Here is a 21,182-nt window from a genome sequence, read left to right as displayed (position 1 = left end):
GGGAAGCTGGCTGTTTAGGGGAATTCAGCGCGTTTGTGAATGCGGCGATCTGATCTCGTGTTTCGGGGGTGAGGGGCGCTGCCCCGTCTCGAGCAGGCTCGAGACTCCCCGGGATATTTTTGGCCCAGAGAAACACGAAAAAAGTGGCGATGTGGCGGATTTCTTGCTTACCTTGGGGCAACCGGCCTGAGGGGGACGCCATGGCAAAACCGATCACATCCATCACAATTGTCGGCGGGGGAACGGCTGGTTGGTTGGCCGCCACGTTTTTGCGAACCAAATTGGCACGCAAGATCAAGGTCACACTGGTCGAAAGCCCCAACGTTCCAACCGTCGGTGTGGGCGAGGCCACGGTGCCCAATATGCCCGCCACTTTGCGTGAGATGGGGCTGGATGATCAGGAATTCTTTCGCCGATGTAACGCGTCGATCAAGATGGGTGTCATGTTTCGCAATTGGAACGTGGATCACAAGGGCGACTTTATCAGCTACATGAACCCTTTCATTACGCCGCCGATGATTGACGGGATGGAGGCCGGGTATTTCTACCATGCTTATGGCGCGGGCAAGCGGGATTTCATCCAGAGTTTTTGCCCATTGATCGACCTGTTGGAGGCCTGGAAATGCCCGCTATCGCTTGGCGGGAAAGAGGACCCGATGCCGAAGGTCGGCTATGCCTATCACCTGGATGCGGTCAAATTTGCAGGCATGTTGGCCGAGGTTGGTCGCGAGCGCGGCGTGACGCATATTCTGGATGATGTCGACGATATCGAATTGGATGAGCGTGGCCATGTCGCTGCTCTACAACTGCGCGAACGTGGGCGGCATGACGTGGAATTCGTGATTGATTGCACCGGGTTTCAGGGGTTCCTGCTGCAAAAGGCCTTGGGTGAACCGTTTGAAAGCTATGCGGACTACCTGGGCAATGACCGTGCCATGGCGCTTCAGATCCCGCATCAAGATCCGTCAAAAATTCCGGCAGCGACCAGTTCCACGGCACTTGGGGCAGGGTGGTCTTGGTCGGTGCCTTTGTTCAACCGCGTTGGGACCGGCTATGTGTTTTCCTCGACGCATCGCACGGATGATCAGGCCCGCGATGAGTTCATGGCACATCTTGGAGACAAAGCCCCTGAAGGGGCTGAACCGCGGGTTATTCCGATGCGGGTGGGGCGCACGCGGCGTGCCTGGGTCAAGAATTGTGTGGCTCTGGGCCTGTCGGGCGGTTTTATCGAGCCTCTGGAAAGCACGGCCATTCACATGATTGATATGGGGCTGCGTTGGTTGCTGATGTATTTCCCCAGCCAGGATTTCGATGAGGCGACCCAGAACCGTTACAATCAGATCGTGGACAGCATGTATAATGAGGTGCGCGATTTCATCTGTCTGCATTACCAGTTGGGCAATCGCACGGATGATCCATATTGGATCGATGCGCGCACGCAGTTGAAAATACCAGACCGTCTGGCTGAGAATCTGGAATTGTGGAAGCACCGCCTGCCGGGGCCCTTGGATCTGCCGACCAGTTTCCTATTCACGCATACGACCTTTCAGGCCGTTCTTTTGGGCAAACGGGTATACGAGATGGGTTATGGCGACGGAGCCTTTAGCCGGCCCTATGCGATGAATGAGAAAAGCTGGAGAGAGTTCCTGCGCAAATCTGCGGCCCATACCCGCGCGACGGTGGCCTATAAGGGGGCTCACCGAACGATCCTACTGGCGCTGCGCGGTGAGCTGGGGCCAAAGGCAACGGTTACCAAGAAGTTGGGTCAGGTCGAAGAAGATCTGTCTTTGGAGCCGGGGCTATTTTAGGCGCGTGATCTGCTTATTCGGGGTGTCTCATCCGGGCGTCGCCATGCCGCCCGCAAGACGGGCAGCGGATGATGCGGCTGACGACATCTGACCCGCTGACGCGTGCATCAATGCAGGTAAGCTCTGTTGTCGGACAATAGGGGCAGAAAACAGGGCTCTCCGGGGATGCGACCTTGGCGATGCAGGCTTGTGTCCATTCTGATTGTGAAGCCATGAAATGATCCCATCGGTTTTCTTGGAATCTGTCTTAGTTGGGAGCAAATTCCACGAGCGTATGATTTAGGCCTTGCAGTTGTGTTTCGATAATTTTCACGATGCGGGTCCAATCTCCGCCAGCCAGTCCGGCCCCGATCATGGGATATCCGATGCGCTGCTTGGAAAACCGCTGGGCGATCTCAGCAAAGCAGCGCTCCAATGCCGCATAATCGACCTTGGGTCCGCGCCCCTTGTAGGAGAACTGCGTATAGGCATTGACGATGATCAGCTGCCTGCCATTGCGGCTGACCTCAGCGACAGAAAGACTGCCAAGCTTGTCGCGGCTGCCATAATCGGTGTCTTTGTCGGCGGCCAAAGCTTCGGGAAAACTGTCGCGGATCGGGCGCGCGATCCCGGCCCCCATAGTGTGAAAGCAATTGCAGCCATGCACGATTACATCAAATTCACCCTGTAAGGCTAGGGCGATAAGATCGCCTTTTACGGTTCTCATTAATCATACTCCCTAAAACACAACGGGCACCTCGATTGCTCGGGTGCCCGCAGTTTTCTTACTGAAGATACGGTTAGCCTTCCGCTTTTGCCGCCGGTGCTGGGGCAGGGGCCGGTGCTGCCGCAGGGGCGGCTGCGCGGGCCTTGCCGCCGTTGAGGGGGTCGTCCTGGCGCTGAACCGAACCCTCGAAATGGGCACCGGATTCGATGGCGATGGTCTTGTGGATGATGTCACCCTCGACGCGTGCCGTCGCAGTAAGACGAACCTTGAGACCACGAACGCGGCCCACGATGCGGCCATTGATCACCACGTCATCTGCGATGACTTCACCCTTGATGGTTGCGCTTTCGCCAATGGTCAGCAGGTGGGCGCGGATGTCGCCTTCGACAGTGCCTTCGACCTGGATGTCACCGGTTGTCTTGATGTTACCGGTGATGTGCAGGTCCTGGCTCAGGATCGAGGCAGGGGGCTTGGCCTTGGGCGCGGCAGGCTTGAAATCGCCAGCCGGAGCGCGCGGGGCTTCTGCTGCTGCGGGCTTGGCCGCGGCGGGTGCATCTTCGGGTTTTTGGCCCGGTTCATTGATTTTGCTTTTAGAAAACATCGTTCGCAGCCTTGATAAAGATCATCGGATTGACGGGTTTGCCGCCGACTCGGGTTTCATAGTGCAAATGGGTCCCTGTCGACCGTCCAGTGTTCCCCATATCACCGATCCGCTGCCCGCGCGAGACCCTTTGGCCGACCTTCACGCGAATTTTCGACAGATGTGCATAGCGGGTTTCGATGCCGAACTCATGCTGAACCTTGATCAGACGGCCATAGCCGGAGGACCAACCTGCATGAATGACAACACCATCGGCGGTTGAATAGATCGGGGTGCCATGCGGCGCGGCAAAATCGGTGCCCGCATGCAACCGACCCCAGCGATAGCCAAAGCCCGAGGTGAAGCGGAACTTATCCTTGAGCGGGCTGGCAAAGGGCGCTTTTTCAGCGGCAATGCGGTAGAGGTTCAGACGGTCCATCTGACCCAGAATGGTATTGGCGCGCTCGGTATCCAGCGTTGGCGCGGCCCCACGGGTGGTAAAGCTGATCGGGGTCAGCGGGCCACCCTGACCGCTATAACCTTTGCGCACCTGGCGCAGGATGGTGTCCGGGTTCATGCCAGCCGCCTTGAACATTTTGTCCAGCGGTTTCACCGAAACGGTCATGGCTTCTTCGAGTTGGCGGAAGATGCGGTCGTTCTTGTCTTCCATCGCCTCGATTTCGGCCTGCATTTCTGCGGCGCGGATCAGGGCGCTTTGCGCATCGGCAACAACCTGGTCGCGTTCGGCGGCAGTCTTCGCCAGCGCGTCGGCCAGAATATTCATCGTGCTGTCAGCCCCGCCCGAGGCCGCAACGGCAACATCGCCGCCTTCGATCTGCGCCTCAAGCGCGGCGAGGCGGTCATTGACCAACTCGCGCTCTTTCATCGTGTTGCGCAGGGTTTCCTGGATCACGTCGATCCCGGTTTCCAGCTCGCGACGGCGGGTTTCGCTGTCCAGCAGTTCTGACTGCATCAGCGAGATTTGCCTGAGCGCGGAGTTGAAGCGATCCTGAGCGGCCACAGCCTCGGCGGCGCGGGTGTCGCGCTCGGAGGACAGGGCGTTGAGGCGCTGCTGATACGTGATCTGTTCGCGCTTGGCCTGTTCGCGGAAATTGCCTGACCCGATGGAATCCATCAGCAGGATCGCGGTCGCGACAATCGTCCAAGCGACAACCGCCGTTGCGCCAAAGAAGGCGACGGCCTGCGTTTCCGATTTCAGCCTGATAAAGCGTGTGTCATTGTCAGAGCGCAGGAATAACCGGCGTTCTGGAAAGAAGCGCTCTAGAAGCGCATGTGTCTTGATTGCCAGACGTGTTCTCACCCGACTGTCCTTTGTCACCCGTCCCAAATGTCGGCCTGCGGCTGTCCCCCTCCGCGTCCAACAGGAAATGGCTTAGCCGGGCCTTCACAATAGCGCAAGAATTTTAGGCGGGTGATTCGGTCTCATGGGCGAGCTGTGGCCGAAATGGCAAAAAACCGCCGATTCAACGGGTTCTTGGCGGGTGTTGATCTGCGAGCGGCCAGTAAAAATCCGGTGGCAATCCGGCTTCCGCGCGCTTTTCCTCGTTAAAGGGCGGTTTCAAGGCACCGTGAAAATATTTTCTCACAAGTGTGTGAAACTGCTCTTTCGGGTCCAGGTTGTGCCGCCCACAGAGGAAATGGAACCATTTGCTACCATAGGCGACATGGCCAACCTCTTCGGCATAGATGGTTTCCAAGGATGCGACGGCGCGATCCGCCTTGGCCTTGCGAAACAGGTCAATCATGCCGGGAGTTACATCCAAACCGCGCGCCTCGAGAACCATGGGAACCACGGCCAGCCGCCCCATGAAATCGTCCACTGTGTCCTCAGCTGCGCGCCACATGCCAGCATGGGCGGGCAGGGCCCCATAGAAACTGTCCAACTCCTTAAGACAGTCACATATCAAATTGAAATGCTTGGATTCTTCGTCGGCGGATTTGACCCAATCGTCATAAAACCCCAGTGGCATTTCGATATGAGCAAAACGCGGGATGATGTCCCAGTGCAAATCGACCGCGTTCAACTCGATATGTGCAACAGCGTGCAGCAGGGCGATGCGCCCCTGCGGGCTGCCGGGTTTGCGCTTGGGCACGTCGCGCGGGTCAAGCAATTCCGGTTTGGCAGGTCGCGAGGGGCGCAGGGGCGCGTCCGCCCGTCCAATGCTCAACGGTGTGCCAGCCTCGCGCGCGGCGAACCATTGCGCGGCATAGTCACGGGATTTCTTGGTTTTTTCGAAACCATCGGCGGTGGTCAATACATCCACCGCCATCTCGGAAAGGGTCATCTCAGCCATAATGGGCGGTCTGACACGATGTGATGGGCTTGCCAAGAGGCGGCAAGCCCAAATGGGTCAAAGCGCGCGAACCGCGTCGAGCACCTCTTGCGCGTGATCTTTGACTTTGACCTTGCGCCAGGCCTTAACGATCTGACCGTCGCCATCGATCAGAAAGGTCGCGCGTTCGATGCCCATAAAGGTTTTGCCATACATCTTCTTTTCCACCCAAACGCCGAAATCTTCGCAGAGCGTGCCGTCTTCATCGGACAAAAGCGGCACGGCTAGCGCTTTTTTGCTGATGAACTTTTCGTGGCTGGCCATGCTGTCTTTGGAGACGCCGAATACCGCACAGTTCAGGCTCTGGAACTCGCCGTAAAGCGCTGTGAAGTCTAGGTTTTCCGTTGTGCAGCCCGGTGTGTTGTCACGCGGATAAAAGAACAGAACCGCCGGGTTACCTGCCAGATCAGACAGCGAAACCGTCTCGCCGGAGCTGGAGGGGAGTGAGAATTCTGGGGCGGCGGTCAAACTTGTGTCAGACATGGGTGTCTCCTGCGCGGGAATGGTTTAGACTGGTTTCTAACGTCAACTCGACAACAAGAATAGATCGCCGAGGCCGAGCAGCAAGTGAGCGCGCGCGAAACAGACACATCTAAAGAAAAGCCCAAGCGCAGCCGCCGCCGCACTGGCGGTTTGATTGCTTTGGGCAGTCTGGTTTTTGTTCTGGTATTGGCCGGGATTGGGGCGGCGCTGATGGTTGGGCGACCGGTCGATGCGCCCCCTTGGCTACGTGATAAGATCGAAGAGCGGATTGCGCAAACCGTGCCTGGCATTGATGTCCATTTTGGTCGGATGAGCCTGTTGGTGCAGCGCAGTGGCCTGGCCCGGATCATCCTTTGGGATGTGAATATCCAGAACAAGAGGGGCGAACAGATCGCTGCCTTGTCCGATATTGAGGCTGGCCTGTCGCCGACGGCCCTATTGCGCGGGCAATTGGTGATGAAAGAGGCGCAGGTCTCGGGTGCCTTTGTGACATTGCAGCGTGATGAGCACGGGCGATTGGGACTGGCTTTGGGCGATGCCTTTGCCGAGGGCACGGACATGCCCGATGTCACTGAAATTCTGGCACAAGTGGATCAGGCGATGCTTGATCCCCGCCTGTCCGAGCTAAAGCTGTTCGAGGCGGATGCCCTGACTCTGCGCTATGAAGATCTGCGCGCCCGCCAAGGGTGGACTGCGGATGGCGGCCGTCTGCGGTTGGAAAACAAGGACGGCGAATTGCAGCTATCCGGCGATGTTGCCTTGCTGGGCGGCGGCGACGGGGTTGCGACCCTGTCCATCAATGCGCAAAGCCCGATTGGCAAGCCTGAACTGGATTTCGGCTTTGCCTTTCGTGATCTCGGCTCGCGCGATATTGCCACCCAAAGCCCGGCCTTGGCCTGGCTCAAGGAGTTGGACGCGCCGATCTCTGGCTCTTTGCGCTCGCGGATGCGGTCCGATGCCACTTTGGGGCCCTTGAATGCGACGCTCAAGATTGGGGCAGGGGTCTTGCAGCCCAACCTTGCCACCCGCGCCATTCCGTTCGACGGGGCCAAGACCTATTTCTCCTACGACCCGCAAAACGCGCTTTTGCAATTTGACGAGATCTCGATTTCCTCGGATCTGGGACAGATTTCAGCAGAGGGCAAAGCGCAACTGCAAGGCATCGAAACCGGCTGGCCCGAGGGGTTGTTTGGCCAGGTGCGACTGTCTGATATCAGACTGGCCAAGGGCACGTTGTTTGATCGCGCCTTGGATGTCAGTGGGGCTGATCTGGCCTTTCAGCTGAAACTGGATCCGTTTCAATTTACGCTGGGCGAATTGTCGGTCACCGATCCCGATTTTCCGATCATGGCCAAGGGCGATGTCTTTGCCCGCTCAAACGGCTGGGCCCTGTCACTAGACGCAACGGCCGAACATACGACGCCCGAGCAGGTCATGTCATTCTGGCCCGAGGATTTTCGCGTGAAGTCACGCAAATGGGTGAGCGAGAATGTGAAATCAGGCGTGCTGAAGGATGTGACCTTTGCCCTGCGCGCGGAGCCCGAGGAAAAGCCCCAGACCTTTGTCGATTTTCGTTTTGATGAGGGGGTGGTGACCTTTAACAATCGCTTGCCACCGATACAGGATGCGATCGGGCGGTTGAACATTTACCAGGGGCGTTTGGGGCTTACTCTGGAAAGTGGGGTTTTGTACCCGGAAAAGGGCGGGGCGATTGCGCTGGATGGTTCGGAATTTGTCATTCCCGATTTCAAACAAAGGCCCACGATGGGGTTGCTTGATCTCAAAGCGGCCTCATCGTTGACGGCTGGTTTGAGCTTTTTGGACAACGAGGTGTGGCGCGTTCTTGCCAAGGTCGGCAAAACGCCGGATCTGGCCACCGGGCGGGCCGAAGTGGCAGGCAAGGTTGAGATCCCGTTGGTCAAGGGCCTGAAACTGGCTGATGTTTTGCTTAGGCTTAAGGGCACGCTGCGCGATGTTGAAAGCGCGACATTGGTGCCCAATCGCACTCTCAACGCCAAATCCCTGGCCTTGGATCTAACCAACAAAAAAGTGTCAGTTTCTGGCGACGTCTTGCTGTCCGGGGTGGCTGCGCAAGGCCGGTGGGAACAATCGCTGACCGGGGGCAATGGTCGCGTGCTTGCCGATGTGTCGCTGTCGCCGAAATCGCTGGCGGCATTTGGTGTGGCCTTGCCAGATGGAATGATCCGAGGAAAAGGCACCGGAAAATTTGTGCTGGATCTGGTTAAAGATCAAACACCCAAGTTCACCTTGTCCAGCGATCTCAAGGGGATCGGTCTGGCCATTGCGCCACTGGGTTGGGCCTTGCGCGAAGGGTCCACCGGGGCGTTCACCGTCGCCGGGCAGTTGTCGCAACCGGTGAAACTAGATCGAATGACGTTGAACGCTGCCGGGCTGGAGGCGCAAGGAAATGTGGCCTTAAAGGCCGATGGCAGTTTCGACCGCCTGACCCTGGCGTCGCTCAAACTGGGGTCCTGGCTGGATGTGGCCGGATTCATTCGTGGGCGCGGCACTGGCAATGCGCCGGCTATTGAGGTCACCTCTGGGCGGGTCGACCTTAGACAGGCGCAATTCGGCACTGGCGGTGGATCGGGCAGTGGCGGGTCTGGCGGTGGCCCCTTATCGGTGACGTTGGAGCAATTGCAGGTCACAGACAGCATTCAAATGCTGAACTTCCGCGGCAATTTCGATCTGGCCAAGGGGATGGAGGGGCGGTTTGATGCCGCTCTGGGCAAGCGGGCCAATATCACCGGGCGTGTGGTGCCGCAGGGCAATCGAAGCGCGTTTCGCATCAGGGGCGAAGATGCGGGAGATATTCTGCGCGACACCGGCTATTTGAAAACGGTTCAGGACGGATCGTTCAAACTGGACCTTGCCCCGGTGAAAGGCACGACAGGCAGCTATGATGGCAAGTTGGAGATCGAGGGCGCGCGGGTGCGGCAGGCTCCGGCGATTGGGGCCTTGCTGGATGCGATCAGCATTGTGGGGCTTTTGGATCAGCTGAACGGGCCCGGCATCTTTTTCGCCAATATCGAGGCCAAGTTTCGCCTGACCCCAAGCCAAGTCATCCTGACCGAAGCCAGCGCTGTTGGCCCTTCGATGGGGATTTCCATGAATGGCTATTACGATTTGGCCCGAGGTCGCATGGATATGCAGGGTGTTCTGTCGCCGATTTACTTTGTGAATGGGATCGGGCGCCTGATTGCGCGCAAGGGCGAAGGGTTGATCGGGTTCAACTTTGATCTGACCGGATCGGTTGACAATCCGCGTGTGGCGGTTAATCCGCTGTCGGTCTTCACCCCCGGCATGTTCCGGGAAATCTTCCGACGCCCACCTCCCGAGGTGAGCCAATAGTCCGCAGGTATGTGTCCGATGCAGCTCAGCGATTTTGATTTTGATCTGCCCGAAACCTTGATCGCGACGCGCCCCGCACGCCCGCGCTCTTCGGCCAAGCTGTTGGTGGCAGAAGGGGACAAGATCCATGATCGGGTGGTGACCGATTTGCTGGACTGGCTGCGGCCCGGCGACCGTTTGGTCCTGAACGATACCCGGGTTATCCCGGCGCGCCTTAGCGGCACGCGGCACCGGGTCAGCGCGCAGGGCGAAACAGAGGCACGCATCGAAGTCACCCTGTTAGAGCCGCGCGCAGATGGTTGCTGGTCTGGTCTGGTCAAGCCTCTGAAAAAAATCAAAGAAGGCGAGGAGGTTGTCTTTTCACCTGAACTGTCGGCGGTACTGGAGGCCAAGGAGGATGGGCAAGGCGTTTTACGCTTCAACCTGACCGGCGAAGATTTCGACACCGCGTTGAACGCGGCCGGGGCCATGCCCTTGCCGCCTTATATCGCTGCCAAACGCGCGGCTGATGAACAGGATCACGAAGATTATCAGACAGTCTGGGCCAAAAACACCGGCGCGGTCGCCGCCCCGACCGCGTCACTGCACTTTGACGATGCATTGTTAAAGGCATTGCGCGAAAAGGGCGTCACATTTACCCATGTGACTTTGCATGTCGGCGCGGGAACGTTTTTGCCGGTCAAAGTGGACGACATCACCACCCATAAAATGCATGGCGAATGGGGGGAAGTCTCGGATCAGGCGGTGGCCGAGATCAAAGCTACGCAAGAGGCCGGCGGGCGGGTCATTCCCGTGGGAACCACCGCCTTGCGTTTGATTGAAACAGCGGCGCGCAGCGGCGACATCGCCCCGTTCAAAGGGGTGACGGACATTTTCATCTATCCGGGTTTCACCTTTCATGTGGCCGACGCGCTGATGACCAATTTCCACCTGCCAAAGTCTACCCTGATGATGCTGGTATCGGCCCTTATTGGCAAAGACCGCATCATGGACATCTATGCACACGCCATCGAAAACCAGTATCGGTTCTTCAGTTATGGCGATGCCTCTTTGCTGATCCCTGACCGCAGTCTTTGACGCAAAGCGCTTGCGATAGCGCAAAAATTTTCCCGGATGTCGTTTGCGAAATAGTCAGCGGGTCAAAAGCACTCTAGCGTCCTAGGTCTGATTGCGTTGGACGAGGGCATCATGCTGGACGTATTGAAAAATTCCTGGGCTTTGTTGCTGGGCATGTTGTTGCTGATGTTGGGCAACGGGTTGCAAGGGTCGCTCTTGGGTGTGCGTGGCCCCGAGGCCGGGTTTTCAACCCTGATGATGTCGATGGTGATGTCGGGCTACTTTGCCGGGTTCCTCTTTGCCAGCCGCGTGACGCCGGGCATGATCAAGCGCGTTGGCCATGTGCGGGTGTTTGCGGCGCTTGGCTCGCTGGTATCAGCCGTGCTGATCCTGTTTCCGGCTGTGGTGAACCCCTTTGCCTGGATGGCGGGGCGGGTGATTATCGGGTTCTGTTTTTGCGGCGTCTATGTGACGGCGGAAAGCTGGCTGAATGACAGTGCCAGCAATGAGACCCGTGGCCAGGCGCTGTCTGCCTATATGATCGTTCAAATGGCCGGTGTCATCGCTGCGCAGGCGCTTTTGGTTGTACCGGATAGCAGTGGCTTCCTGTTGTTCGTGATCCCGTCGGTGCTGGTCAGCGTGGCATTTGCGCCAATTCTCTTGTCAATTTCGCCCACTCCAGCCTTTGAAGCGACCAAACCGATGACCCTTCGTGAGCTCTACGGTTTCTCGCCTTTGGGCATGGTCGGCATGTTCTTGCTTGGCGGCGTTTTCTCGGCGCAGTTCGGTATGGCGGCGGTCTATGCCACCGAGGTCGGGCTGAGCCTGGGGCAGATTTCTATGTTCATCGCGGCCTTTTATGTGGGGGCCTTGGTACTGCAATACCCGTTGGGCTGGCTATCCGACCGGATGGATCGCCGCATGTTGATCTTTGCCGGGGCGGGTTGTGGGGCGGCAGGGGCAGGGGCCGCGATGGTATTGGGGGGCAATTTTGTTATTCTCCTTGTCGCGGCCTTTATCATTGGGGGGTTCTCTAACCCTTTATATTCATTGTTGATTGCCCATGCGAATGACTATCTTGAGCCTGCGGATATGGCCAGCGCCTCGGCTGGGTTGCTGTTTGTGAACGGGCTGGGTGCGATTGCGGGCCCGCTTGTCATTGGTTGGGTCATGGCCATGGTTGGGCCGCCGGGCTTTTTCCTGCTGATCCTGCTGCTCTTGGCCGCTCTGGCGTCTTACGCCCTGTATCGTATGACGCAGCGGGCAGGTGTTTCTGTCGAAGACACCGGTATTTACACGGCATTGTCCCCTAGCGCGACGCCGATTGCCGTAGAAGTTGCGCAAGAATACGCCATCGAGGTTGCCGAAGAGCTTGATGATGAGGCAAGCGGCGACTAAATGCGTGTAAGCCCTGTTATATATTGACAGAATTCGTGACTTGGATTGTAGATTCATTGCACGGTAACGTTTTTATGACGCAAGGGTTTGCGTGGCGTGGGAGCAGGAGGAAGAGTGATGTCGACGCCCGAGGAGATTCTGTCATTTTGGCTTGATGAGGTTGAGCCAAAGGCATGGTATCTGCACGACGACGATCTGGATCAGCAGATCAGAGACCGGTTTTTGAAAACATGGGAAGGGGCGATGGACGGGCGCTATGCGCTGTGGCTGACCTATCCCAGCGGCGCTCTGGCCTATATCATCCTGCTGGATCAGTTCTCCCGCAATATGTTCCGTGACAGCGCCAAGGCGTTTTCAGCGGATCGCGTTGCCTTGGCTGCTGCAAAACAGGCGATCAATCGCGGCTGGGATCTCAAGATTGACGAACCGGCCCGCCAGTTTTTCTATCTGCCACTGATGCATTCGGAAAACCTGTGTGATCAGGATCGTTGCGTGCGTCTGATGAAAGAGCGAATGCCAGAAGCCGGTGAGAATAATCTGCTGCATGCGCAGGTGCATCGCGAAGTGATCCGCCAATTTGGCCGCTTCCCTTATCGCAACGACGCGCTGTCGCGCCGCTTTACCGAGGCCGAGAAACGCTATGTGGATCAGGGTGGTTATGGAATGACCCTGCGCAGTTTGCAGGAAACGCAAGCCGCTTGATTTTGCCGGTGGGCCTCTCCGTTTTGGAGACCGCCCACCCGCCCACCCCGGTCTCCAAAACGGAGAGGGGAGATGTTGCCGCCCGAGTTGCTCTCTCTCACGCCCTGCGTTAGCGTTCTCATGGGATGCTAGCAGGAGGAGACCCACATGGCCGCACAGCAATTCGACATGATCGTCATCGGAGCAGGCCCCGGAGGCTATGTGGCTGCCATTCGTGGCGCGCAGCTGGGCCTGAACGTTGCGGTGGTCGAACGCGAGCATCTAGGCGGTATCTGCCTGAATTGGGGCTGTATTCCGACCAAGGCCATGTTGCGGTCTGCCGAAGTGTTCCACCTGATGCACCGCGCCAAGGAATTTGGTCTGAAAGCCGAGGGGCTGGGCTATGATCTTGATGCGGTGGTGAAACGGTCGCGCGGGGTGGCCAAGCAGCTTTCGGGTGGTGTTGGGCACCTGTTGAAAAAGAACAAGGTCACCGTGATCATGGGCGAGGCGACGATCCCCGCCAAGGGGCGCGTTTCTGTCAAGACCGACAAGGGCAGCCAAGAGCTACAGTCCAAGAATATCGTATTGGCCACGGGCGCGCGGGCGCGGGAATTGCCCGGGCTTGAGGCTGATGGCGATCTGGTCTGGGCCTACAAACACGCCTTGAACCCGCCGCGCATGCCGAAAAAGCTCTTGGTGATCGGATCGGGGGCCATCGGCATCGAATTCGCGAGCTTTTTCAACACGCTCGGAGCCAAAGTTACAGTGGTTGAGGTCATGGATCGCGTGCTTCCGGTTGAGGATGCCGAAATTAGCGCCTTTGCCAAGAAACAGTTCGTCAAACAGGGGATGGAGATCCGCGAAAAGGCCTTGGTCAAGCAATTGGATCGCGGCAAGGGAGAAGTGACGGCCCATATCGAGCAAGGTGGCAAAATTGAAAAAGTGATCTTTGATACGGTCATTTCTGCGGTTGGAATTATTGGGAATGTCGAAGGGCTGGGCCTTGAGGCGCTTGGTGTGCGGGTTGAGAAAACCCATGTTGTAACGGACCCACATTGCCGGACCGGCGTTGACGGGCTTTATGCCATTGGCGACGTGGCCGGAGCCCCTTGGCTTGCCCATAAGGCCAGCCATGAGGGCGTCATGGTGGCCGAGTTGATTGCTGGTCAAAAGCCCCATGCCGTCGATCCCGACAGCATCGCCGGTTGCACCTATTGCCACCCGCAAGTGGCCAGCGTCGGTCTCACCGAGGCACAGGCCAAAGAGCAAGGATTTGACATCAAGGTTGGTCGTTTCCCCTTCATCGGCAATGGCAAAGCCATCGCACTTGGCGAACCCGAAGGGCTGGTGAAAACCGTGTTTGATGCCAAAACCGGCGCGCTGCTTGGCGCGCATATGGTTGGGGCCGAGGTGACGGAATTGATCCAGGGCTATGTCGTTGGGCGCCAGTTGGAAACCACCGAAGAGGATCTGATGCAAACCGTCTTCCCGCATCCGACCCTGTCCGAGATGATGCATGAAAGCGTGCTCGATGCCTTTGGCAAGGCGATCCATTTCTAGAAAGAGTAGCGATGGCTGAGAACAAGACCGTTCCGACAGGCGCTTCGGTGGCAGAGTACCTCGCCACCGTCATGCCGGATCGTCGGCGCTCGGATGCTCTTGTTCTCGACGCTTTGTTTCAGCGAACCACAGGCTGGCAGCCGCAAATGTGGGGGCCAAGCATCATAGGCTATGGGCAATATCACTACACCTATGACAGCGGGCGTCAGGGCGATTTTCTTGCCACCGGCTTTGTCCCACGCAAGGCGAATATGGTGGTCTATATCATGCCGGGATACGCGGATTTTTCTGACATCCTCGCCCGGCTCGGGCCGCATAAGCTTGGGAAATCCTGCCTCTATCTTGGCGCGCTGAGCCGGATTGATCTGGATGTTTTGGCGGAACTGATCACCGCAGGCCTGCAAGATTTGCGGCGACGCTGGCCCATTGACGCAACCTGACCTGTTTCTTTGGGCCAAAAATATCCCGGGGAGTCCCAAGCTTGCTTGGGACGGGGCAGCGCCCCTAGCAAGCGTCACGCATTCGCCTTGATCCCGTCAAGAAACGCCCGAACACGAGGCGCGACCCATGCCCAAAGCCCCGGTGCCCCATTGGCGATCTTTTGTCCGACCCGCGTCTCGAACATCTCCCAAGTGACGTCATAGTCGACCCAAGACCCGCCACCGGAATTGAGGTTTTGGATAGGCGGTACAAAACGGTCCAGCGATTTGGCGAATTGCGCCTCGGGGCTTTGATTGGCTTCAAATTCGTCCCAGATGGCCCGAAAGCTGTGGTTGAGCTGATCCGGCAGCAAGCCGAAAATTCGGTCCGCGGCGGCCTGTTCCGCCGCCTCAATCGCGCTTGCGTCATGGTCGCCAAAGACCGGCGCGTCACCGGCGTCAATCTCGACCAAGTCATGGAGCAAGAGCATTTGAATGGTCTTGTAGATATCAACGGTCGGGGCTTGATCGGCCAGGATCAAGGCATAGAGAGCGACATGCCAGCTATGTTCGGCGCTGTTTTCAAAACGCGACCGATTGCAAAGCAGTGACGCTCTCTGCACAGATTTCAACCGGTCCGCCTCGGCAAGAAAACTGAGGCACCTGTCCAGATCGCTGCTGATGGAAAAAGGCGTGTCAAACAGCTCGGACGCGCGCCTGTAGAGCGTAGGCCAGTCTGATTTCATCCGCTTTGCGCGGCCTTCAAACAAGGTGTGGCGGGCAATGTCTTCGTGGCCCGGTTGGCGTTCTGGCGCGCAGAGCACCTGAAAAATCGGCTGAATATGGTCGATGCGCTTGGCAAAAACAGCCGAAGGTGTCTGGTTGGTCTCGAACTCTTCCCAAAGCGCGCGGATCTCTTGCGCTTGCCCCTCGGGCAATAAGGCAAAGAGCCGGTCTGCGGCCTTTTGTTCCTTGGCTTCGATCTCGGCCTGATGGTGGTTTTGATCGACCGGGTGGTCGCCCGCGTCGATTTCCACCACATCATGCAAAAGCAACATAGACAAAGCGCGGCCCAAATCGGCCCCGGCTGGCATGTCATTGGCGAAAACCATCGCCCAGGGCGCCACATGCCAACTGTGTTCGGCTGAGTTTTCCGGGCGGCTGCGATCCAAGAGAACATTGGAGCGCGTCACGGATTTCAATTGGTCCGCTTCGACGAGAAAGGCGATCTGCGCGTCTAGCCTGTCATTCATGTCCTGTCCTCATTACCAGGGCAGGGGGGTGCCTGCCTCACAGTGCTTCGTTGTCCGTGCCCGGTGCGACGGCCTTGGGCACGTCTTTGCCTTGTTTCTTGGCCTCGAGCGCAGTTTTGACATGTTCTGTCAAAAATTGCCGTGCGCGGCGTTCGGCCAGACGAATGCGAACCGCAGCGCGAAAGATCTCTTCTGAGCTGGGTGAAGAGGCCCCAAGCACATTGGCAACCTGCTCGGGCAGTTGCTCATCGCCCAGGGCATCCATGGCTTTGATCACATCCTGTGCAAGCTTGTCAGAAAGGTCTTCTACAACGGACATCTGCGCCTCTGCTCCTTTGGGTTAAAAAAGGCCGCGTCATGCGCGGCCCTTTTGTCTTTTCGCTGTCTTAGCGTGTGTTTTCGGTCAACCGGCGTTTCACGTAACCGGTGACATTGTCGATCATGGTATCCATGTAAGGCTCTTCGAAGAAGTGGCCGGAGCCGTCGATTTCTTCATGGGTGATCGTGATGCCCTTTTGCTCATGCAGCTTGTTCACCAGCGCCGTTGTGTCAGCGGGCGGGGCGACACGGTCGGCCTTGCCATTGATGATCAGGCCAGAGCTAGGACAGGGGGCCAGGAAGGAAAAGTCATACATATTCGCCGGGGGCGAAACAGAGACGAAACCGGTGATTTCCGGGCGACGCATCAGCAGCTGCATACCGATCCAGGCCCCAAAGCTAAAGCCGGCGACCCAGCAATGCTTGGAATTGTTATTCATAGATTGCAGGTAGTCGAGCGCGGAAGCCGCATCAGACAGTTCGCCGACACCTTGATCATATTCACCCTGCGACCGGCCAACACCGCGGAAGTTAAACCGCAACACGGTAAAGCCCATATTGTAGAACGCGTAGTGGAGGTTATACACCACCTTGTTGTTCATGGTGCCGCCAAATTGCGGATGCGGATGCAACACGATGGCAATCGGGGCGTCACGGTCTTTTTGCGGGTGATAGCGGCCTTCGAGGCGGCCTTCGGGTCCAGGAAAGATGACCTCGGGCATGGGGCGGTAACGGGCTCCTGCAACGGTGCGTACAAATTCTTGACGAATTCGCTTGGGCACTTTAGAATTGTTCTAAATCCGGGTGAATCCCGGTTTTGGCTTTTGAAGCAGATAGGCAATTGCTGCGACAAGGTCAATTGTTTGAGCGTTTGGAACCCGGAAAGTTCCAGAAAACGTAGGGAAAAGCGGGGGGATCAGATGAAGTTGAGCACCAAAGGCCGGTACGCCATGGTCGCGCTGACGGATATTGCTTTGCAAAGCGAGGATGCTTTGGTGACGCTGGGCGAGATTTCCAAACGTCAGGATATTTCGCTGCCCTATCTTGAGCAGTTATTCGTGAAGCTGCGCCGCGCAGGTCTGGTTGAATCGGTGCGTGGCCCCGGTGGAGGCTACCGTTTGGCACGGGTGCCCTCTGATATTCGGGTCGCCGATATTCTTGCTGCCGTCGATGAGACGGTGGATGCCATGCATAAAGGGGCCGGGGCCTCTGGCGGTTTGTCGGGCAGTCGGGCGCAATCCTTGACCAACCGGTTGTGGGAAGGCCTCAGCGCGCATGTCTATGTGTTTTTGCACCAGACCCGCCTATCGGATGTTGTGAAAAACGATCTTGCCCCGTGTCCGGCGGTTCCGACCCTCTTTGCGGTTGTGGACGAGGAAAAGGATTAAGGGGCGCTGCCCCTCTTGGTGCCTGAAAGGCCCCAATTCACCCCGGGATATTTGGAGCCCAAAGAAACCATGAACCGCACCTATCTTGATTGGAATGCAACAACCCCGCTGCGCGATGAGGCGCGGGCGGCGATGATTGCGGCCATGGATGTGGTGGGCAACCCGTCTTCGGTTCATGCTGAGGGACGGGCGGCCAAAGCGCTGGTCGAGCGGGCGCGGGGGCAGGTGGCATCTGCCTTTGGCGCGGATGGCGCGGATGTGATCTTTGTCTCTTCGGCGACAGAGGCGGCGGCTTTGGCCTGCGCCGGGCGTGGACTGGTTGGTGCCGATATTGAGCATGATGCGGTTGGGGCGTGGATCGATCCGGTCTTGAGCGTGGCTGGCGATGGCCGAGTGGCTGTCGAAGACCCGGCGCAGACCGCTTTGCAACTGGCCAATTCCGAAACAGGGGTGGTGCAGGAGTTGCCGCAGGGGCTAGCCGTGGTGGATGCGACACAAGCCTTTGGCAAGATCCCGACCGCTTTCAATTGGTTGGGCTGCGAGATGGCCCTGGTGTCGGCCCATAAGCTGGGTGGGCCAAAGGGGGTCGGCGCCTTGGTGATCAAGCGCGGCACCGATCTGGCAGCGCAATTAAAGGGCGGTGGTCAGGAAATGGGGCGCCGGGCTGGCACCGAAAACGTGCTGGGGATTGCCGGTTTTGGCGCGGCAGCCGAAGCAGCGGCCCGGGACCTGGATGCAGGGCACTGGGGTGCAATTGAAGAAATTAGAAACATTCTAGATTCAACTATTGCAGCCGAAGCTCAAGAGACTATTTTTGTCGGGAAAGGCGCGACTCGTCTGCCAAACACCACTTGCTTTGCCGCTCCGGGATGGAAGGGCGAAACGCAGGTGATGCAGATGGATCTGGCGGGCTTTGCCATCAGTGCGGGCAGTGCCTGTTCCAGCGGCAAGGTCAAGGCCAGCAAGGTGCTGCGCGCCATGGGATATGAAGAGCATGTCGCCCAGAGCGCCGTGCGGGTGAGCCTGGGGCTGACCACAACACAAGATGACGTGATGCGTTTCGCAGAAACGTGGATCAAAGCATACAAGCGGCACCGTGCGCGGGCTGCATAAGAAGGGGAAAACCATGTCGTTGAACGAAGACGTGCAGGTCAAAGAAGGCGTTGATCAGGAAACCGTGGATGCGGTCAAAGCGGTCAGCACCTACAAATATGGCTGGGACACAGAGATCGAGATGGAATACGCCCCCAAAGGCGTGTCTCCCGAGATCGTCAAACTGATTTCCGAAAAGAACGAAGAGCCGGAATGGATGCTGGAATGGCGTCTGGCCGCCTTTGAGCGTTGGACTCAGAAGGAAGAGCCGAAATGGGCCATGGTCAACTATCCTGAGATCGATTTTCAGGATCAGTATTACTATGCCCGTCCCAAGAGCATGGCGGAAAAGCCCAAATCCATTGATGAGGTCGACCCGAAGCTGCTGGCCACCTATGAAAAGCTGGGTATTCCGCTGAAGGAACAGATGATCCTGGCCGGGGTTGAAGGCGCTGAGGATGCGCCAGCCGAGGGTCGCAAGGTGGCCGTGGATGCGGTTTTTGACTCGGTCTCCGTGGGCACCACCTTTCAGGCGGAGCTGAAAAAGGCCGGGGTGATCTTTTGCTCGATCTCCGAGGCGATCCGCGAACATCCTGAGCTGGTTAAGAAATACCTCGGCTCGGTAGTGCCGGTGTCCGACAATTTCTATGCCACGCTGAACAGCGCGGTTTTCTCGGACGGGTCCTTTGTTTATGTGCCCCCGGGCGTGCGCTGCCCGATGGAACTGTCGACCTATTTCCGTATCAACGCGGAAAACACCGGCCAGTTTGAACGCACGCTTATCATTGCCGATAAGGGCAGCTATGTGAGCTATCTTGAAGGCTGTACCGCACCGCAGCGTGACACGGCCCAGTTGCATGCGGCGGTGGTTGAGATCATCATCGAAGAAGATGCCGAGGTGAAGTATTCCACCGTGCAAAACTGGTTCCCCGGCGACGAGGAAACCGGCAAGGGCGGTATCTATAACTTTGTGACCAAGCGTGCCGATTGCCGTGGCGATCGCTCCAAGGTGATGTGGACGCAGGTGGAAACCGGCTCGGCTGTGACCTGGAAATATCCAAGCTGCATCCTGCGCGGCGAGGAAAGCCAGGGTGAGTTCTATTCGATTGCGATTGCCAACAACTTCCAGCAGGCGGATACCGGCACCAAGATGGTGCATCTTGGCAAGAACACCAAGTCGCGGATTGTCTCGAAGGGGATCAGCGCCGGTGTGGCGCAGAACACCTATCGCGGGCTGGTCTCGATGCACCCCAAGGCCAAGGAATCGCGCAACTACACGCAGTGTGACTCACTGCTGATCGGGGATAAATGCGGAGCCCATACAGTGCCGTATATCGAGGTCAAGAATAACTCATCCCGGGTGGAGCATGAGGCGACCACGTCCAAGGTGGATGACGATCAGCTCTTCTATTGCCGCCAGCGCGGCATGGACGAAGAAGAGGCCGTCGCCCTGGTGGTCAACGGCTTCTGCAAAGAGGTGCTACAAGCGCTGCCGATGGAATTCGCCATGGAGGCGCAACAATTGGTGGCGATCTCGTTGGAAGGGTCCGTGGGGTAAGAATGAAACCATCAGAATTGATTTCTTCGAAGGTCAACGAAGTAACAAATGCCATTTTGGAAATGGATGACAATCCAGCTGTTAGGAAAGCTTTGGTAGAGGAAGCATTGCTCACGCTTATGGCAGATGCCGCTGAGCGTGTAGAGATCGACAAAATCGACTTGGTTCCGATGGTGAGCTCTGCTCTTCACTACGTTGGGATAGGTGTGCGTGACTTACAGGAAGGATACCATCCTGATGTAGTCGGTCGCTGAAACCAAGTTTTTGAAAGGGTGCTGGAAAATGTACTCGGAAAGAGAAAATAATTGGCCAAAACCCTTCTCACAACCTCAATTCTGACCGGCCTGTTCTGCGCCATCTTCTCGCTGATGGTTAGCTTGGTGGCGGTACAATTATCGATGGTTGCGGTGCTGCTGGTGTCCTTTGTGTCGGGCTTTCTGGGCTCGACCGTGGCGCAACTGGTGCAACGCTGGAGAGACGCGCGCAAACAAGGAGAGTTGACATGACCGACTATAACAAAGGCGGTTTCTGGGATTTCCTGCCTTACGCGCTTCCGGTGTTGGGCGGGGCGATTGGTATGTTCTGGGCTCGCTACGGGACCGAGCATTTCAACCCGGTGATTGCCGTGGCCGTTGGCGTGATCGCGGGCATTGTGATCGCACGCGGGGCGCTGCATTTGGCTGACCGTTTTGGCTGGCGGGGGTAGGGGCGCATGACCCCTTGGAGTAAAAAGGAAAACAAGATGATTGTGACCACCACCCCCAGTGTCGAAGGCTATCAGATCGCCGATTACAAAGGCATCGTCGTGGGTGAAGCCATTCTTGGGGCCAATGTGTTCCGCGACATCTTTGCCGGGATCACCGACATCATCGGTGGGCGCTCGGGCGCTTATGAGGCCAGCCTGGGCGAAGCGCGTGAGACCGCGCTGCGCGAGTTGGAAGAGCGCGCCAAGGCCAAGGGGGCCAATGCGGTTGTGGGCGTCGATCTCGACTATGAGGTGATCAACAATATGCTGATGGTGTCAGCCAGCGGCACAGCGGTGGTTCTGGGCTAAGACGTGACGATTTTTTCTGAAATATCCCGGGCATTGCCTCATTTTTGGCGCTATTCAGCGTCACAACCCGTACGTGTATTAAGTAACGCACACGGGATT

22 protein-coding genes are annotated in these 21,182 nt (G+C 57.5%); 14 read left to right on the top strand and 8 right to left on the bottom strand.

Annotated elements, in window-relative coordinates:
• Positions 1-200 precede the first annotated feature (200 nt).
• A complete protein-coding gene (locus CLV87_RS14525; protein WP_099246483.1) occupies positions 201-1,808 on the top strand; it encodes a tryptophan halogenase family protein in 1,608 nt (535 codons plus the stop codon).
• Between the two features lie 247 nt (positions 1,809-2,055).
• Here the strand turns inward: CLV87_RS14525 and CLV87_RS14520 are convergent, their stop codons facing one another.
• The 5 genes from CLV87_RS14520 to bcp all read right to left on the bottom strand — a co-directional run bounded on the left by CLV87_RS14520 (position 2,056) and on the right by bcp (position 5,931).
• A complete protein-coding gene (locus tag CLV87_RS14520; RefSeq protein WP_099246481.1) occupies positions 2,056-2,514 on the bottom strand; it encodes a macro domain-containing protein in 459 nt (152 codons plus the stop codon).
• A gap of 73 nt (positions 2,515-2,587) precedes the next feature.
• Positions 2,588-3,115, bottom strand: a complete 528-nt coding sequence (locus tag CLV87_RS14515; protein WP_099246479.1) for a bactofilin family protein — start codon at positions 3,113-3,115, stop codon at positions 2,588-2,590.
• Positions 3,105-4,415: a M23 family metallopeptidase gene (locus CLV87_RS14510; protein ID WP_099246477.1), complete on the bottom strand. Its 1,311-nt coding sequence runs from the start codon at positions 4,413-4,415 to the stop codon at positions 3,105-3,107. Before CLV87_RS14510 ends, CLV87_RS14515 begins: the two co-directional genes overlap by 11 nt.
• A gap of 163 nt (positions 4,416-4,578) precedes the next feature.
• Complete coding sequence (locus CLV87_RS14505) at positions 4,579-5,409, bottom strand: ferritin-like domain-containing protein (RefSeq protein WP_099246475.1); 831 nt, start codon at positions 5,407-5,409, stop codon at positions 4,579-4,581.
• Positions 5,410-5,466: 57 nt separating this feature from the next.
• Positions 5,467-5,931 (bottom strand): thioredoxin-dependent thiol peroxidase, encoded by a 465-nt coding sequence (gene bcp / locus CLV87_RS14500; RefSeq protein ID WP_099246473.1) that lies wholly within the window; start codon positions 5,929-5,931, stop codon positions 5,467-5,469.
• Between the two features lie 84 nt (positions 5,932-6,015).
• Between bcp and CLV87_RS14495 the strand changes: the two genes are divergently transcribed.
• From CLV87_RS14495 to CLV87_RS14470, 6 genes are all read left to right on the top strand, one after another.
• On the top strand, positions 6,016-9,303 hold the full coding sequence (locus tag CLV87_RS14495) for a YhdP family protein (RefSeq protein ID WP_235871936.1): 3,288 nt from the start codon (positions 6,016-6,018) through the stop codon (positions 9,301-9,303).
• A gap of 18 nt (positions 9,304-9,321) precedes the next feature.
• Positions 9,322-10,380 (top strand): tRNA preQ1(34) S-adenosylmethionine ribosyltransferase-isomerase QueA, encoded by a 1,059-nt coding sequence (gene queA, locus CLV87_RS14490; protein ID WP_099246471.1) that lies wholly within the window; start codon positions 9,322-9,324, stop codon positions 10,378-10,380.
• A gap of 111 nt (positions 10,381-10,491) precedes the next feature.
• Positions 10,492-11,757: an MFS transporter gene (locus CLV87_RS14485; protein WP_099247792.1), complete on the top strand. Its 1,266-nt coding sequence runs from the start codon at positions 10,492-10,494 to the stop codon at positions 11,755-11,757.
• 117 nt (positions 11,758-11,874) lie between these two features.
• Complete coding sequence (locus CLV87_RS14480) at positions 11,875-12,459, top strand: DUF924 family protein (protein WP_099246469.1); 585 nt, start codon at positions 11,875-11,877, stop codon at positions 12,457-12,459.
• 147 nt (positions 12,460-12,606) lie between these two features.
• Positions 12,607-14,001 (top strand): dihydrolipoyl dehydrogenase, encoded by a 1,395-nt coding sequence (gene lpdA, locus CLV87_RS14475; RefSeq protein WP_099246467.1) that lies wholly within the window; start codon positions 12,607-12,609, stop codon positions 13,999-14,001.
• A gap of 11 nt (positions 14,002-14,012) precedes the next feature.
• Positions 14,013-14,441 (top strand): DUF1801 domain-containing protein, encoded by a 429-nt coding sequence (locus CLV87_RS14470; RefSeq protein WP_099246465.1) that lies wholly within the window; start codon positions 14,013-14,015, stop codon positions 14,439-14,441.
• Positions 14,442-14,515: 74 nt separating this feature from the next.
• On the opposite strand, the gene CLV87_RS14465 is transcribed toward CLV87_RS14470, so the two are convergent.
• From CLV87_RS14465 to CLV87_RS14455, 3 genes are all read right to left on the bottom strand, one after another.
• The gene (locus tag CLV87_RS14465; protein ID WP_099246463.1) at positions 14,516-15,673 is read right to left on the bottom strand and encodes an HD domain-containing protein; all 1,158 of its coding nucleotides are present in this window, start codon (positions 15,671-15,673) and stop codon (positions 14,516-14,518) included.
• A 37-nt stretch (positions 15,674-15,710) separates the two neighbouring features.
• On the bottom strand, positions 15,711-15,992 hold the full coding sequence (locus CLV87_RS14460) for a hypothetical protein (protein ID WP_099246460.1): 282 nt from the start codon (positions 15,990-15,992) through the stop codon (positions 15,711-15,713).
• 67 nt (positions 15,993-16,059) lie between these two features.
• A complete protein-coding gene (locus CLV87_RS14455; RefSeq protein ID WP_099246458.1) occupies positions 16,060-16,713 on the bottom strand; it encodes an alpha/beta hydrolase in 654 nt (217 codons plus the stop codon).
• Between the two features lie 198 nt (positions 16,714-16,911).
• Here CLV87_RS14455 and iscR point away from each other — a divergent pair, with 198 nt between their 5' ends.
• From iscR to CLV87_RS14420, 7 genes are all read left to right on the top strand, one after another.
• The gene (gene iscR, locus CLV87_RS14450) at positions 16,912-17,379 is read left to right on the top strand and encodes a Fe-S cluster assembly transcriptional regulator IscR (protein WP_099246456.1); all 468 of its coding nucleotides are present in this window, start codon (positions 16,912-16,914) and stop codon (positions 17,377-17,379) included.
• A 69-nt stretch (positions 17,380-17,448) separates the two neighbouring features.
• Positions 17,449-18,492, top strand: coding sequence for a cysteine desulfurase family protein (locus tag CLV87_RS14445; protein WP_099246454.1), 1,044 nt, complete (start codon positions 17,449-17,451; stop codon positions 18,490-18,492).
• A gap of 13 nt (positions 18,493-18,505) precedes the next feature.
• Positions 18,506-20,029, top strand: coding sequence for a Fe-S cluster assembly protein SufB (sufB, locus tag CLV87_RS14440; RefSeq protein WP_099247790.1), 1,524 nt, complete (start codon positions 18,506-18,508; stop codon positions 20,027-20,029).
• A 2-nt stretch (positions 20,030-20,031) separates the two neighbouring features.
• The gene (locus CLV87_RS14435) at positions 20,032-20,283 is read left to right on the top strand and encodes a hypothetical protein (RefSeq protein ID WP_099246452.1); all 252 of its coding nucleotides are present in this window, start codon (positions 20,032-20,034) and stop codon (positions 20,281-20,283) included.
• A 51-nt stretch (positions 20,284-20,334) separates the two neighbouring features.
• Positions 20,335-20,535, top strand: coding sequence for a hypothetical protein (locus CLV87_RS14430; protein WP_099246450.1), 201 nt, complete (start codon positions 20,335-20,337; stop codon positions 20,533-20,535).
• Positions 20,532-20,735 (top strand): hypothetical protein, encoded by a 204-nt coding sequence (locus CLV87_RS14425; RefSeq protein WP_099246448.1) that lies wholly within the window; start codon positions 20,532-20,534, stop codon positions 20,733-20,735. The genes CLV87_RS14430 and CLV87_RS14425 overlap by 4 nt, the downstream gene beginning before the upstream one ends.
• A gap of 36 nt (positions 20,736-20,771) precedes the next feature.
• Positions 20,772-21,083 carry a heavy metal-binding domain-containing protein gene (locus CLV87_RS14420; protein ID WP_099247788.1) on the top strand — a complete coding sequence of 104 codons (312 nt, stop codon included), beginning with the start codon at positions 20,772-20,774 and terminating at the stop codon, positions 21,081-21,083.
• Positions 21,084-21,182 lie beyond the last annotated feature (99 nt).

Source organism: Pelagimonas phthalicica (genome assembly GCF_004364805.1).
Lineage (GTDB): Bacteria > Pseudomonadota > Alphaproteobacteria > Rhodobacterales > Rhodobacteraceae > Pelagimonas > Pelagimonas phthalicica.
Note: the sequence above shows the minus strand (reverse complement) of the source record. Positions and strands in the feature narration are given on the sequence as shown.